The 14,709-nt window shown below is 69.1% G+C and carries 14 protein-coding genes; 4 read left to right on the top strand and 10 right to left on the bottom strand.

Features of this window, described 5'->3' with window-relative positions; translation table 11 throughout:
• Window positions 1-259: 259 nt before the first annotated feature.
• Window positions 260-553, bottom strand: coding sequence for a DUF1330 domain-containing protein (locus IG54_RS0118730; RefSeq protein ID WP_030785126.1), 294 nt, complete (start codon window positions 551-553; stop codon window positions 260-262).
• Window positions 554-864: 311 nt separating this feature from the next.
• On the opposite strand from IG54_RS0118730, the gene IG54_RS0118725 reads away from it, so the two are divergent.
• Entirely contained in the window at window positions 865-1,233 is a 369-nt protein-coding gene (locus IG54_RS0118725; RefSeq protein ID WP_324615417.1) for a helix-turn-helix domain-containing protein, read from the top strand.
• Here IG54_RS0118725 and IG54_RS0118720 read toward each other — a convergent pair.
• The 8 genes from IG54_RS0118720 to IG54_RS39280 all read right to left on the bottom strand — a co-directional run bounded on the left by IG54_RS0118720 (window position 1,200) and on the right by IG54_RS39280 (window position 9,401).
• A complete protein-coding gene (locus IG54_RS0118720) occupies window positions 1,200-2,342 on the bottom strand; it encodes an alkene reductase (RefSeq protein ID WP_030785120.1) in 1,143 nt (380 codons plus the stop codon). The two genes, IG54_RS0118725 and IG54_RS0118720, sit on opposite strands and share 34 nt — an antisense overlap.
• A gap of 237 nt (window positions 2,343-2,579) precedes the next feature.
• Complete coding sequence (gene asnB, locus IG54_RS0118715) at window positions 2,580-4,442, bottom strand: asparagine synthase (glutamine-hydrolyzing) (RefSeq protein WP_030785117.1); 1,863 nt, start codon at window positions 4,440-4,442, stop codon at window positions 2,580-2,582.
• A gap of 268 nt (window positions 4,443-4,710) precedes the next feature.
• Window positions 4,711-5,151: a nuclear transport factor 2 family protein gene (locus IG54_RS0118710; protein WP_037897392.1), complete on the bottom strand. Its 441-nt coding sequence runs from the start codon at window positions 5,149-5,151 to the stop codon at window positions 4,711-4,713.
• 191 nt (window positions 5,152-5,342) lie between these two features.
• Window positions 5,343-6,017, bottom strand: coding sequence for a LysE family translocator (locus IG54_RS0118705; protein WP_030785111.1), 675 nt, complete (start codon window positions 6,015-6,017; stop codon window positions 5,343-5,345).
• 134 nt (window positions 6,018-6,151) lie between these two features.
• The gene (locus tag IG54_RS0118700; RefSeq protein WP_063756236.1) at window positions 6,152-7,027 is read right to left on the bottom strand and encodes a dienelactone hydrolase family protein; all 876 of its coding nucleotides are present in this window, start codon (window positions 7,025-7,027) and stop codon (window positions 6,152-6,154) included.
• Window positions 7,028-7,130: 103 nt separating this feature from the next.
• Window positions 7,131-7,781: a CoA transferase subunit B gene (locus tag IG54_RS0118695; protein ID WP_030785105.1), complete on the bottom strand. Its 651-nt coding sequence runs from the start codon at window positions 7,779-7,781 to the stop codon at window positions 7,131-7,133.
• Complete coding sequence (locus tag IG54_RS0118690; protein ID WP_030785102.1) at window positions 7,781-8,536, bottom strand: CoA transferase subunit A; 756 nt, start codon at window positions 8,534-8,536, stop codon at window positions 7,781-7,783. The genes IG54_RS0118695 and IG54_RS0118690 overlap by 1 nt, the downstream gene beginning before the upstream one ends.
• A gap of 70 nt (window positions 8,537-8,606) precedes the next feature.
• Window positions 8,607-9,401, bottom strand: a complete 795-nt coding sequence (locus tag IG54_RS39280) for an esterase/lipase family protein (protein WP_106977037.1) — start codon at window positions 9,399-9,401, stop codon at window positions 8,607-8,609.
• Window positions 9,402-9,864: 463 nt separating this feature from the next.
• Here IG54_RS39280 and IG54_RS0118680 point away from each other — a divergent pair, with 463 nt between their 5' ends.
• The 3 genes from IG54_RS0118680 to IG54_RS0118670 all read left to right on the top strand — a co-directional run bounded on the left by IG54_RS0118680 (window position 9,865) and on the right by IG54_RS0118670 (window position 14,331).
• Entirely contained in the window at window positions 9,865-10,773 is a 909-nt protein-coding gene (locus tag IG54_RS0118680; RefSeq protein ID WP_030785098.1) for a 3-hydroxyacyl-CoA dehydrogenase family protein, read from the top strand.
• Between the two features lie 152 nt (window positions 10,774-10,925).
• Window positions 10,926-12,803 carry a helix-turn-helix domain-containing protein gene (locus tag IG54_RS0118675; RefSeq protein WP_030785092.1) on the top strand — a complete coding sequence of 626 codons (1,878 nt, stop codon included), beginning with the start codon at window positions 10,926-10,928 and terminating at the stop codon, window positions 12,801-12,803.
• A gap of 163 nt (window positions 12,804-12,966) precedes the next feature.
• A complete protein-coding gene (locus IG54_RS0118670) occupies window positions 12,967-14,331 on the top strand; it encodes an MFS transporter (protein ID WP_030785089.1) in 1,365 nt (454 codons plus the stop codon).
• On the opposite strand, the gene IG54_RS0118665 is transcribed toward IG54_RS0118670, so the two are convergent.
• A complete protein-coding gene (locus tag IG54_RS0118665; protein ID WP_030785086.1) occupies window positions 14,298-14,678 on the bottom strand; it encodes a hypothetical protein in 381 nt (126 codons plus the stop codon). The genes IG54_RS0118670 and IG54_RS0118665 overlap by 34 nt on opposite strands.
• Window positions 14,679-14,709 lie beyond the last annotated feature (31 nt).

Here is a 14,709-nt window from a genome sequence, read left to right as displayed (position 1 = left end):
CGATGACCTCCTCGACCCGGTGGGCTACACCACCGTCTGCGACCCCCGCCTCAACATCGACCAGGCCGTAGCAGTCGTATCCGCCTGGCACCGCTGAACAACGCGACCACCGTCCACAGAACAGGTCGACGGCCACCCGCTCGACACCTTTTCACCCGGCTGGCCGGCCTGGTGTGCGCTGGTGTCGAGGTGGCCGTCGACCTGCGGGCCCTGGAGCGGACGCGGGGCCCACACCTAAGGCCGGGTAGCACAGTGGTCGTCAGTCGAGGCCTTCGATGATGCGGAAGTCGCGCTCGACGGCGTCACCAAGTACGTCCAGCGCCTCCTGGTAGGCGGCGCTCTCGCGTGCGGCGACCGCCTGTTCGAAGCTGTCGAACTCGATCAGGACGGTGCGCTCCGCGATTCCGGCGTCGTGCGCGACGACCCGGCTGCCGAGGGAGAGCGTCCGCCCGCCCGCGGCCTCGATGGCTGGAGCGGTCACCTTGTCGTAGGCAGCCACCTTCTCGGGGTCTGCGATGCTGCGGTAGACGCTGACCCAGTAGCCCTTGGCCACGGTTCCTCCTGTGTTCGGAATTGATGGACGATCAGAAGCGTGCTCAGACCATGGTCGGCGCGCTATGGGTCGGCGAGCCGACGGAGACAGCTTCGAAGTAACGGACACGGCTTCGATCAAACCGGCTGGGGCTGCGAGCGGGTTGGTCTCGGGCGAGCGTCGGCGGGTGAGGGCGAGCCAGGTTTCCGAAGCGGTCAGCGATGCTAGCGTGTCGGAAATCGAAGCGTCAATCCTGGAGAGCTGGACGTCCCGACATGCCAACACCCAGACCTGGCAACCCTGTTCGCGGCTCGACCACCGGCCGCCCCCTGATGGCCGCACTCGATCTGTTCGGGCGGCGGTGGAGCCTGCGCATCCTGTGGGAGCTTCGCGCGGGTCCGCTTGGTTTCCGCCCCTTGCAGAAGCGGTGCGACGACATGTCCTCCAGCGTGATGCGGCAGCGCCTGACCGAACTGCTGGATGCGCAGGTGATTCGCCAACTGCCGGACAGCCGTTACCAGCTCACCCCGCTGGGCGAGGAGGCCCGTCACACCCTGGACCCCCTCGCCCGCTGGGCGGAACGCTGGGCGGCCACGATAGACCCGCAAGGGGCGGACCACACCGACGATCCATCGCGCATCGCACTGGCCTCAAGCCATCTGGAGGGTCAAGCCGTCCGGAGGAAGGGGAGGAAGGGGTAGTCGGTGTAGCCCTCGGCGCCCTGTGTGTAGAACAGTTCCGGCCGCGGCTCGTTCTCGGGATGCCCGCCGCGCCAGCGCTCGACCAGGTCGGGGTTGGCTATCAGGGCCCGGCCCACGACCACGGCGTCGGCGTGGTCGGCCTCGATCCGCCGTATCGCCTCCTCACGGGTGGTCTGCCAGAGGAAGGAACTGTTGACGATCATCTTGCCGTCGAAGCGCTGCCGCAGCTCCTGCACCAGCGCGCCGCCCGGCTCTCTGTGCAGGATGGACAGGTAGGCCAGGTCCAGCGGGCGCAGTTGGTCCACCAGGGTGCCGTAGGTGGCCAGGACGTCGTCCCGGTCGGTCTCGAAGACACCCTGGCGGAGGTTCTCGGAGGTCATCTCCGGTGAGATCCGCAACCCGACCCGCTCGGCGCCCACGGCCTCGGCGACCGCCGTGACCACCTCGACGACGAAGCGAGCCCGGTTCTCGGGGGAGCCGCCGTACTCATCGGTGCGCTGGTTGGCTCCCGGGTAGAGGAACTGATGCAGCAGGTAGCCGTTGGCGCCGTGGAGTTCCACGCCGTCCGCTCCCGCGTCGACGGCCCGGCGGGCCGCTGCTACGAAGCTCTCCAGGGCCTCCCGGGTCTCGGCGATGGTCATCGCTTCCGGCACGGCGAAGGGCTGCTCGCCCTTCGCCGTGAACGGAATGTTGGCGTCTATGGCGATCGCGCTGGGGGCGAGGATGCGGCGGCCGCCGTTGATGTCGGGGTGTGTGGCGCGGCCGGCGTGCTGGATCTGTAGGACGATGCGGCCGCCCTCGCCGTGCACCGCCTCGAACACCTTCTGCCAGCCGGCCGCCTGCTCGTCGGTGGCGATGCCCGGCGCGCCGACCCACCCCTGCGCCGCACGGTCGGGGTAGGTGCCCTCGGTGATGATCATTCCGACGCTCGCCCGCTGCCGGTAGTACTCGGCCATCAGCTCCCCGGGGATGCCGGAGGACCCGGCCCGCACCCGGGTCAGCGGAGCCATGACGATGCGGTTGGCGAGCGCTATCTTCCCGAGGGAGACCGGGGAGAAAAGCGATGATTCAGACGGATCGGGTGAAAGTTCCGATGTGCTGACAGACATGGGCATCCTTTCACAATTGGGTGGATAACGAGGTGAAAGTTAGCCGTTCCCTCATGGGAACGGGTCATGTACACGTCACACCCCAGGGGGACCGAGCCCCCACCACAACCATTCGCGCAGGGGAAATCCCCGGTCGAGGGAGCGGTTCCGCACGGCTCACCGGGGCGGCCCAGGCTCACCGGGTTTCGCGTGCGTGATCGGGTGTGCGTACGTGATCGGCTGTGCCTACGGCTCGGTTCAGACGCTGATGGCGGGCGTGGTCCTGCGCAGCCACAGGTCGAGCGAGAGGACGAGTTCGATGGCTGCGCGTCCGGTGTTCGTGTGCTCGCCCTCGGGTGCGGAAACGGCGCGGCGGAGGGCGTCCCGGTCGAGGAGCTGGTGCACCGGGGCCGTGGAGTCGGCGACGACGTCCGCGAGGGTCCGGCGGAGTTTCGCCATGTAGGAGGGGCTCTGCGTGACGGCGTAACTGGCCTTCTTGCGCTGGAGGATGGGCTCGGGCACCAAGTCCCGCGCGGCCAGGCGGAGCAGGCTCTTCTCGCGTCCGTCGAAGGTCTTCATCGCCCAGGGGATGTTGAACGCGTACTCCACGAGCCGGTGGTCGCAGAACGGCACGCGCACTTCGAGGCCGACGGCCATGCTCGTCCTGTCCTTCCGGTCGAGCATCTCCGGAAGCCAGCGGGTGATGTGCATGTGGCCGATCTCCCGCATCCTGCGTTCCAGGCCGCTTTCGCCCGGCAGCCTGGGCACCTCGGCCAGCGCTTCCTGGTAGGCGTTCTTGGTGTGCGCTTCCATGTCCAGCTCCGCCAGCAGCTCCGGCGAGAGCAGGGTGAGGCGACTGGTGGCGGGGTCCCCCAGGCTGAAGGTTTCGAGGCCCGCCCACGGGAACTGCGCGGCGTTCACGGCCTCGGGCCGGTGGAACCACGGGTACCCGCCGAAGAATTCGTCGGCGCCCTCACCGGAGAGCGCGACGGTCGACTTACCGCGGATGGCTCGGAACAGCAGGTACAGGGAGGTGTCGAGGTCGCCCCAGCCGGCCGGAACGTCGCGGGCGGCCGCGACGGCCTCACGGGTGCGCGGGTCCATCAACTCGGCGTCTTTGAGGACGAGGTCCGCGTGGTCCGTGTCGGCGTGGGCGGCGAGCAGCCGGGCGTAGGGAGGGTCGGGCTCTCCGCGCATTTCCGAGGCCTCGAACTCCGCATCGCTCTCGAAGTCCACAGCGAAGGACGGGATACGGGCGCCCTGCGCCCGCATCGCGCGGGCCGCGATGGCTGTGATGAGACTGGAGTCCAGGCCTCCGGAGAGCAGGACGCACTGCGGAACGTCGGCGACGAGCTGCCTGCGGGTGGCGTCCTCCAGAAGGTCGCGGACCGTCGCGGCCGTGACCTCCAGGCTGTCGGTGTGTTCCTGTGCGGTGAGCGACCAGTACCGGTTGATCCGGCTCCCGGTGTCACGTACATGTACGACCGTGCCCGGTTCGACCTCGCGCACATGTGTGTAAGGCGTCCTTCCCGGCGTCCTGGTCAGCGAGAAGACCTCACGCAGGCCCTCGATGCCGACGTCGCGACGGGCCTCAGGGTGCGCGAGGATGGCTTTGGGCTCGGAGCCGAACAGTGCGCCCGCCGAAGTCGGTTGCCAGAAGAGGGGCTTGACGCCGAGTCGGTCGCGCACCAGCAGCAGTTCTTCCTTCCGCCCGTCCCACAGGGCGAAGGCGAACATGCCGTTGAGTCGCTCGACGAACGCGTCACCCCACTGGAGATACGCGCACAGGACGACTTCGGTGTCGCTCCTCGTCTCGAAACGATGTCCCTGCTGGGTGAGTTCGGTGCGCAGTTCCTGAAAGTTGTAGATCTCGCCGCTGTACGAGAGGGCGACCGTGGCCGCGGTGCCGTGGCCGGCGACCTCGCGCCGCATGGGCTGACGGCCGCCGGGCAGGTCGATGATCGCCAGGCGCCGGTGCCCCAGGAGAGCGTGCCGACCCTGCCAGATGTCACCGGCGTCCGGCCCCCGGCAGCTCATTGTCTCGGTCATCGCGGCCACAGCCGTCCGATCCGCCGCGCCGAGGTCCCGGTCGAATCGAACTAACCCTGCGACACCACACATGACTTGTCCTTCCATAGGGCGAGTTAATAGATCCTGAAGAGAATGTGGCCTGGACCAGCTTTCGGTCAACCATAGCCAGGGGAAGGGCAGTTGACGACTGGATGTCGGCGGCCTGCGCCCGCCGGTAGACCAGCAAATGTCCTCGCCCTGCCGGGCAGGCGAGCGGCCGCGGACACGGAGCAGGTCCGCCACGATCTGGCGGACCTGTTTCTGACGGGCCAAAACAAGGGGCCGCGGCCGCTCCCCCGGTGCCGCGGCCGATCCCGCGCTACTCGGCGGTCGACGCCTTCGCGAGCTTCGCCTCCGCCAGCCGGGCGAGCACAGCCTCGCTCAGCGCCTGCGCGGCGGACAGCGGCCGGACAAAGACGCTGAACTCCTTGATCCGGCCGTCGTCCGCGAAGTACAGCTGGTCGATCCCGTGGATCTCCTCGCCGTTCACGGTGCCGCGGAAGACCAGAATCTCCGAGGGAGCCTCGGTGCCATCGGCGCTCGTCGCGGCGACGCCGGTGTACTGGGCGACGTAACGGAAGTCCTCGAAGGTGCGCAGCAGGACGTCGAAGAGCCCGAGGATCGTCTGCTTGTCCTCAAGGGGCTTGAGCTTCGCGAGGCTGTAGAGGATGGTGTCGTCGGTGAAGAGGTCCTCCAGGGCCGCGACGTCGCTCTGGTCGATGGCGGCTCGGAAACGCTCGACGGTGGTCTTGGCGGTCACGGTTCATCCTCCACGTACGGACGCGTACCATTTTGTGACGGACGCGTACTACCCATGAATATGACTGGTGTTGTTCATGAGTATCACCACCGTGGGGTCCGGCGACAGAGGAGCCCGGGGTTCCGCAACCGCTCGACCGCGCACACCCTGGTGGTGCCCTGCGCCGGTGTGGGCGCCGTTCTGACGTGTCGTCACTCCGCCGTGGCCACGGTGATGCCGAGGGCGATGAAGAGACTGCCGCTGATCCGCTCCCAACGGCGGCGCCAGGACGGGCGGGCCAGCGCAGTCCGCAGGCGTGCGGCGAAGCCTACGAGAGCCAGCCAGTAGACGACACCAATGAGGACGTCGAGGGCGCCGAGCAGGAAGATCTGCCGCGCCGGTGAACCGCCTTGGTTCACGAACTGCGGCAGGATGCTCAGGAAAAACAGTGCGGCCTTCGGGTTGAGCACGTTGCTGAGAAACCCCTCGGCGAAGCTGGCCCGGCGACTGTGCCCACGCTCCCCCGCCGCGGCCCCGTCGGAAGAACAACGCCCGGGCGCCTCCTCGCGTCCCGCCGCACCGTGCCCGCCGCCGTGCTCGGTGTCCTTTCGCGCGGCCAGCAGAGCACGTACGCCTAGATGGACGAGGTAGGCGGCGCCCGCGAGTTTGATGACGGTGAACGCGAGGGCGGACTGGGCGGCGATCGCCGACAGGCCCAGCGCGGCGGCGCACATGTGCACGCAGAGGCCGGTCTGGGCACCGAACGCCGCCGCACGCCCGAGTGACGTCCGGCGGGCGGCCGCCCGTACGATCACCAGGAAGTCCGGCCCTGGCACGAGGTACGCGAGCATCACGACCCCGAGGAAACCGACAAGGTCGACCGACATGATCCCGCTCCGTTCTGCGTCCGGCCGCCGGACGCGTCCTGCCCCTCTGGGTTCCACCGGAGCCGCCCCTCATGCAGCGCGCCAACTGCCCTGTGCGCGGGGGCGGGTTGTGGACGTCGCCGCTGTGGCCTCGCTCAGGGGCCGGGGACTGCCTTGGCCCGGGGGTTGCGCTCGAAGACGGACCAGAGCGACGACGAGCAGTAGGTGCAGTTGGGGCCGAAGTACAGGCCACGAGCCTGCTCGTCGCGCATGAGGTGGAAGCGGAACCACGCGGTGACCGGCCCGTGCAGGCCGGGGATGCCGTAGTGGTCGGCGCCGCGTTGTTCGGCGTAGATGGCAGGTACCTGGGTGGCCTGGCTGTAGGTCCTGCGAACCGTCGAGGGTGGCACGATGGTGTCGTTCTGACCGGCGTAGAACACCGCGGGACCCCGTACACGGCTGCCGCTGCTGAAGGCGAGGGGGTAGATCGGCGCGATCGTGTCCACCCGGGGATCGGCACCGGCGTCGACCGCCGCTCCGCCGCCGAAGGAGTGTCCGGTGGCGCCCACGTTGGCCAGGTCGACCTTGCCCTGGTAGGCGCTGCCCGCCCGGCCGTTCTCCGTGGTCAGGTAGTCGAGGCCTTTCAGCATGGGCCCTCCGGTGCCCGCGTTGCCTTCCGCCGCGGCGACGATGAAGCCGTGTGAGGCGAGGTGGTTCAGCAGAGGGGCGTACCGGTCGAGCCCCGAGCGGGCTCCGTTGTTCCACAAGATGACCGGGTGTGTGGCGCAGCCCAGTGTCCCCAGTTCGGTCGGCCGGAAGACGGTCGTGCCTCGGCCGTTGGACGCGGAGCTGACGGGGAAGGGGCCGGGCGCGGCCCACTGGCCGTTGACCGACGGGCAGGTCGAGGACGTCGCCCCGGCCGCGGTGGTGCCCGTGACGCCGCCCGCCGCCAGCAGGGTCAGGGCGGCGAGCACGGTGCCTATGGCGCGGCTCGCGCGACGACGTTTCAGGGCGCGGGGAAAGGAAGCCATGATTCTCCTCTGCTCGAACAGGTGCTGGGTGTCAGGGAGTTGCTGGGCGTTGTACGAATGTGTGCGTGTTCGGCGGGGCAACAGGCCTTCTGCTTCTACGGGTTCAGCAGGCAGCCGAGATGTGGTCGAGGAGCACGGGCGCGGCCGTGCCGGCGAGGATGTCTTCGACGGTGGTGTTGGGAGCTGTCTCCACCAGAGCCAGGCCGTTGGGCGTCACGTCGAGGACGCCGAGGTCGGTGATGACGCGCTGGACGCACCGCTCGCCGGTGAGGGGCAGGCCGCACTCCTCCAGGATTTTCGGGCTGCCGTCCTTGGCGGTGTGGTCCATGAGGACGATGACGCGGCGGGCGCCGTGGACGAGGTCCATCGCGCCGCCCATGCCCTTGACCATCTTGCCGGGGATCATCCAGGTGGCCAGGTCTCCACGGGCGGAGACCTGCATGGCGCCGAGGACGGCGGTGTCGATGTGGCCGCCGCGGATCATGCCGAAGGACAGGGCCGAGTCGAAGAAGGCGGAGCCGGGCAGGACGGTGACGGTCTCTTTGCCGGCGTTGATCAAGTCGGCGTCGACCTCGTCCTCGTACGGGAAGGGGCCGGTGCCCAGAATGCCGTTCTCGGAGTGCAGCGCGATGTGGACGCCGGGCGGGACGTGGCCGGGGATGAGGGTGGGCAGGCCGATACCGAGGTTGACATAGGAGCCGTCGGTGAGTTCGGCGGCGGCTCGGGCCGCCATCTGCTCTCGGGTCCAGGTCATCAGGAACGTACCGTCCTCTTCTCGATCGGCTTGTCGGCCGCCTGCTCCGGGGTGAGCTGGACGACGCGCTGGACGAAGACGCCCGGCACGTGGATGTGTTCTGGGGCGAGTTCGCCGGGTTCGACCAGTTCCTCGACCTCGGCGATGGTGGTCCGGCCGGCCATGGCCGCGAGCGGGTTGAAGTTGGCGGCGGCCCGGCGGCAGACGAGGTTGCCGTGCCGGTCGCCTCGCCAGGCCCTCACGAGGGCGTAGTCGGTGGTGATGGCGTGCTCCAGGACGTACGTGCGTCCGGCGAGGACCCGGGTCTCCTTGGGCGGGGAGGCAACGGCGACCGTTCCGTCGGGCGCGTAACGCCAGGGCAGTCCGCCGGTGGCGACCTGCGTGCCGACGCCCGCCGGGGTGTAGAAGGCCGGGACGCCCGTACCACCGGCCCGCAGCCGTTCGGCGAGTGTGCCCTGCGGTACCAGTTCCACCTCCAGTTCCCCGCTCAGGTACTGGCGGGCGAACTCCTTGTTCTCGCCGACGTAGGAGCCGGTGACGCGGGATATGCGGCCTGAGCCGAGCAGGATGCCCAGACCGCGCCCGTCCACGCCGCAGTTGTTGGACACCACTTCAAGGCCATCGGCACCCTGTTCATGCAGCGCCCGGATGAGGGTGTCCGGTACGCCGCTGAGCCCGAACCCGCCGACGGCCAGAGTCGCTCCGGCGGGAACGTCGGCCACTGCTCGCGAGGCCGAAGCCATCGTCTTGTCCATGGGAGAGAAGGCCCTTCATGTCGGCGTGGGGAGGGGGTGGGGCGCGGGCGGCGGAGTACCGGGCGGTGTGTCAGTCGTTCTCGTGCGCGGTGATGAACGAGCGCATCTTCGCCAACGCCGTGGCATTCGAGATGATCATGAGGTGGTTCGGAGCTGTCGGCCCGCTCATCAGGTAGTTCTCATCTGCGCCGGCCAGCTTCGCGGTGTCGGTCGGTGTGGCGTTGTAGTCCGCGGTCGACCTGATCGTGAGGTAGTCGACCTTGTCGTTGAAGGGGACTTCGGAGGGGTTGTTCAGGGCCTGGAGGAAGGGGGTGTTCGGGGAGGCGAACTGCTGGCAGGCCACGTACCACTGGCAGCCGTTGTTGGTGGTGCCGTGCTGAGGTCCGGCGAAGCCTATGTACTGGGAGACCTTGTCCGCGCCGTCGAGGTTCTTGATGTAGTACCGGGCGGCCAGGGTGGAGGCGGACCAGGTGGCGAGGACGACCTTGTCGGCCCCGGTCTGGCCGCGGACCAGATCGACCTTGGCCGAGAGTTCCTTCGCGGCCTTCGCCAGGTCCTGCGTCATCGAGCTGCTGTCCGTCCAGGTGAACAGCCGGTTCGTGGGCCAGCCGTTGGTCTGGAGGTTGGACTTCATGGCGTTCATGTTGGCCGGTGAGCCGGTCATGCCGGGGATCATGATCACGGGGTCGTGTGCGGCGGCGGAGGCCGACCGGGGCGCCGCGCTGGACTCCTGGGAGGCAAGGCCCAGCAGGCTCGTGGTCAGCAGGGCCGCGATGGAAGCGCTGAGCAACCGTGTACGGGCTGCTCGCCGGGTGCCGGTGTGAGTCGATGCCGTCCCGCGGGGCCGGGTGGACGCAAACAGCATGGGGGTGCTCCTTACTGTCGGGGGGCCGAGCGCTCATGTGCGGCTCACACTCGGAGTTACGCCGACAGGGGTTGGGGGGTGTGACACAGAGCACGCTAGAACCACCGGTCGCGGCAGGCAGATGGGTGCAGTACACGTCTTTCACCCCCCGCGGTGTCCGCTCCAGCCATTACGTCTCGGCCTCAGTGGCCGGCAGGCGCGGCGGCACAACCGGCGTGCGCCGTCGGCACCTTGGCCCCGGGAGCACCGAGTGGGCGCTCGGCACACCTCCATCGCCTCACCTATGTGCGCTGCTGCTCTCGTAGCGCCCCGGAGCGGCGCCCTACCGTCGTAGCGGCGCGGCGGGGGCCGTCAGCGCCGTGCGGTCGTCGTGGCCGCCCGCCCGCCGTGCGAGCAGAGCCGTCGGCGTGTGCGCCGCCTTCCGCCGAACCGCACCCATCCCCCAGTCCTGGAGGTCAGGCACATGACTCGGTTCGGCATCATCGGCGGCGGACTCATGGGGCACGGGATCGCCGTCGCTCTCGCCCGGGCGGGGCACCATGTCGCCGTGTACGACGCGGATCCCGCGATCCTGGCCTCACTCGATGAACGCGTCGCCCGCGCACTCGAACGCTGCGCCATGCCCCCGGCCGGCGTCGGGCCGGTCACCGCACGCATCACGGCAGCGAACACCCTGTCGGACATGGCGGTGGGTGTCGACATCGTCCTCGAAGCCGTACCCGAGCGACTCGACGTCAAGCAGCAGGTCCTCGAGGCACTGGAAGCGAGGATTCCGGCCGGGACGCCGGTGTGGTCGAACACCTCGGTGCTCTCGCTCACCGAAGTGGCCAAGGGCATGCGGCACCCGCGACGGCTGGTGGGAGTGCACTGGTGGAACCCTCCCTATGTCATTCCGCTGGTCGAGGTGGCGCCGGGCGCGGAAACGGACCGCCGGTTCGTGCAGGAGGCGTGCGACCTGCTGGACGGAATGGGCAGGACGACGGTGCGCCTGCACCGCGATGTCCCGGGATTCATCGGCAACCGGCTCCAGTTCGCACTGGTGCGGGAGGCACTGCATCTGCTGGAGCAGGAAGTGTGCGACCCGGTGACGATCGACACGGTCATGCGGGCGAGCCTGGGGCTGCGCTGGTCGTCCGTGGGCCCCATGGAGAACGCGGACTTCATCGGCCTTGACCTGACAAGGGACATCCTCGTCAGTCTGGCGCCCCACCTGTCGGCCGCGGTCACCTTTCCCGCGCTCGACAAGCCGCTCGACGCCGGGCACCGGGGCCGCGCCTCCGGAAGCGGGCTGCTGACCTGGCCTCCCGAGCGGGGGGAGGAGGTGGCGGAACGCCTGGAGAACGGCATTCGCCGCAACCTCGTCGAGCCGTAACTCGTCGAGCCGTAACCCTCCGACCGGCCCGCCGCAGGGGTGGCGATGACGCCTGTGCGGAGGGAAGTGGTTCGCCGCGGACCGCTCCGGTGCCCCACCGGCGATGCGGCGCCATACTTGCCGGGCTGCGACGGCACAGCTCTGGAGGGCGGATGGCACAGCCGTACGACATGTCTTTCCTGGAACTGCTGCTCAGCGACGCCGACTTGGAAGCCTTCGACGAGGTGCTCACGTCGGCCCGCGCCGCGGGACGGCCGCCCGGACACCTCGACGCGCTGGAGCAGGAACGGGCGATCGCGCTGCGTCTCCGGGAGAAGCTCCTGCGGCACCGCCGCAACGAGGCGGAGCTGCAACTGCTCAACGACACCGCGAACGACCTGGCCTCCCTGAGGGCCCTCGACCCCATCCTCCAAGCGATCGCCGACCGGGCACGGCGGCTGCTCGACTGCGACCTGGCCTACATCAGCCTCAGCGACCGCGACCGCGGCGACAGCTATATCAAGGCGGCCGCGGGCAACATCTCCGGTCTGTTGCGCGAACTGCGGCTGCCGGTCGGCACCGGGGTCGGCGGAATCGTGGCGCGGACAGGCGAGCCGTACTTCGCCGCCTCGTACCTGACCGACGATTCCTTCACCCATACCTGCGAGATCGACAAGACCGTCGCCGCGGAGCGCATCGAATCCTTGCTGGGTGTGCCGGTCAAACTCAACCAGCGGGTGATCGGGGTCCTGCTGGCCGCTCACCGCAGCCAGCGCGAGTTCAGCAGCCGGGACATCACTGTCCTGATGATGCTCGGCTCACACGCCGCCGTGGCCATCGAGAACAGCCGCCTGCTCAGTGCCGCCCAGGAGGCCGTGTCGGAGCTGCGGGTCGCCAACGACACCATCAGCTCCCACATGGCGGACCTGGAACGCACCGCGGAGGTCCATGAGCGCCTCACCCGCCTGGTCATCCAGGGCAACGGCGTCGACGAGGTCGTGCAGGCGACGGCGGCCGCGATCGAGGGCACGGTGGTCGTCCTGGACGAGGAGGGCGCCGTCGTGGCCCGGTCCTGCGGTCAGGACCCGGTGCCGGCCGGCGAACTCGGCCGGCTCAGCGCGGAGGCCTGGCAGGCGGGGCACACCGTGATCCGCGCGACACGGTGTGCCGTTCCCCTGATCACCGAGTCCGAGCCCCTCGGCACGATCATCCTCAGCGCCACCGCGCAGGTCGACGCCACCGACCGGCGCATCCTGGAGAGGGCCGCGCTGGTGGCCTCCCTGGTCCTCGTCACCCGCAGACGCATGGCGGAGGCCGAGGCACGCGTACGGGGCGAACTGCTGGGCGACCTGCTGGCCGCGCACGGCAAGGACTACGACCTCCTGCGGCACCGGGCCGCCCTGCTCGGCGTCGACCTCACCACCTGCCGCACCGTGGTGGTGGCCCGGATCGAGGACGAGCCACGCGAGCGGGTCTTCGCCGCCGCCGCGGCCATCGCCCGGCGCTCCCACGGCCTCGCGACGTTCCGGCGCGACACCGTCGTCCTGCTGCTGCCGGGTGAAGACCCCCAGGACCTGGCACGCCGCGCCGTCGACGAACTCGCGCGTACCTCACGCCATCCCGTCACCGCCGGAACCGCGCGGGCCGCGGACCCGAGCCACGTCGCCGCCGCCTTCCGTGAGGCGGACAACTGCCTGCACGCCCTGGTCGCCCTCGGCAGGACCGGTGAGATCGCCGACACCCGGGGACTCGGGTTCGTCGGGGCCCTCTTCAGCGGCGAGCCGGCCACCGCTGCCTTCATCGAATCCGTCATCGGCCCGGTCATCGCGTACGACCGCACCCACCATTCCGACCTCGTGCACACCCTCGACACGTACTGCCGTACCGGCCAGCACGCCCGCAACACCGCGCACGAGCTGCACCTCCACGTGAACACCGTCACCCAACGCCTGGGCCGGGTGAGCCAACTCCTCGGCGCCGCCTGGCGCGACCCGGAACGCCTCCTCGAAATCCAGGTAGCGCTGCGGCTGTTGAGAGTCAGCAGGCGTTGACAGGCGCCCCTTCCGGCATGCCCCGGCCGCCCGCTATGGCTTCGGCGAGGACATCCCCGCGGGATCAGTGTCTGCCCCGCACATAACGGAATCCGGGCCGGCGATCCACTCTGTTGCGAGACAGCGAACAAGTTCGGCCACCGTCCCGAAAGTGGTGCATCCCATGCCGTCCCCACCCGCAGTACAGGCCCCGGCCCCCACGGGCCTGAAGAAGATCGTGGCCGCCAGCCTCATCGGCACCACCATCGAGTGGTACGACTTCTTCCTCTACGGCGCCGCCGCCGCACTCGTGTTCAACAAGCTCTTCTTCCCCGACTCCGATCCCCTGGTCGGCACCCTCCTGTCCTTCCTGACCTACGCCGTCGGCTTCGCCGCCCGCCCCCTCGGCGCCCTCGTCTTCGGCCACTTCGGCGACCGGCTGGGCCGCAAGAAGCTCCTGGTGTACAGCCTGCTGATGATGGGCGGCGCGACCTTCCTGATCGGCCTGCTCCCCACCCACGCCACCGTCGGCTCGGCCGCTCCCCTTCTCCTCACCGTGTTGCGTCTGGTCCAGGGCTTCGCCCTGGGCGGGGAATGGGGTGGGGCGGTTCTGCTGGTGGCGGAGCACGGGGATGCCGCGCGGCGCGGCTTCTGGGCCTCGTGGCCACAGACGGGAGCGCCGGCCGGGCAACTCCTGGCCACCGGTGTCCTCGCCACCCTCACGGCGACGCTGTCGGACGCGGCGTTCGACTCCTGGGGGTGGCGTGTGCCGTTCCTGCTGTCCGGCGTGCTGGTTCTCGTCGGACTCTGGATCCGGCTCTCCGTCGATGAATCACCCGTGTTCAAAGCCGCCCTCGCGGCAGCCGAGCGCCGCACGGCCGAGCACACCGTCCGCGAGAAGCCGCCCATCCTCGCCGTACTGCGTGATCACTGGCGCGATGTCCTCATCGCCATGGGCACCCGCATGGCGGAGAACATCTCCTACTACGTCGTCACCGCGTTCATCCTCGTATATGCCACCGAGCATGCCGACACGAGCAGACAGAACGCCCTCAACGCCGTCCTGATCGCCTCCGCCGTCCACTTCGTGACGATCCCCTTGTGGGGCGCCCTCTCCGACAAGATCGGACGTCGCCCGGTCTACCTCATCGGCGCTCTCGGCACGGGAATCTGGATCTATCCGTTCTTCACCCTGGTCGACCGGCAGTCCTTCGCGACGATGATCACGGCAGTCACCGTGGCCCTGCTCTTCCACGGCGCGATGTACGCCCCGCAGGCGGCGTTCTTCTCCGAGATGTTCGCCACCCGCATGCGCTACTCCGGAGCGTCGATCGGCGCCCAGTTCTCCTCCGTGGCCGCGGGCGCCCCGGCCCCGCTGATCGCCACGGCCCTGCTCGCCGAGTACCACAGCGCCGCGCCCATCGCCCTTTACGTGATGGCTGCCGTCCTGCTCACCGTCATCGCCCTCGGCTGTGCGGAAGAGACGCGCCACCGCGACCTCTCGGACACAGAACCCTACGAAGCCGAATCGGCATCGGTCACCTTGTAGCCGGGGACCGAGGGCCAGCGGACCGTCAGCACCACGGACTCCTCCTCCGCGATCCAGGAGTGATCGACGCCATGGCCCCACACCACGTAATCCCCCTGCTCGGCCAGGAGAACGCTGCGTCCGGGCAGTTCGACTCGGAAGCGGCCGCTGATGAGGACCAGCAGGGCGGTGCGCTCTTCGCCGGTCACCCACTGGGCCCGCTCATCGCCCTGCGGGTGGACGCCCCACTTGATCTCCACGTCCTCGCTGTGACGGGGATCGGAGGCGTCCTTGAAATGCCCCAGCAGCCATCCCCGGTCCAGCATCGCGTCCTTGCCGGCGTTGCCCACGTACACGTTGTCGCTCATGGTTTCGCAAGGTAGCAGCCGGCCTTTTGCC

It is taken from the genome of Streptomyces sp. NRRL S-920 (genome assembly GCF_000717945.1).
Taxonomy (GTDB): Bacteria; Actinomycetota; Actinomycetes; order Streptomycetales; family Streptomycetaceae; genus Streptomyces; species Streptomyces alboniger.
Note: the sequence above shows the minus strand (reverse complement) of the source record. Positions and strands in the feature narration are given on the sequence as shown.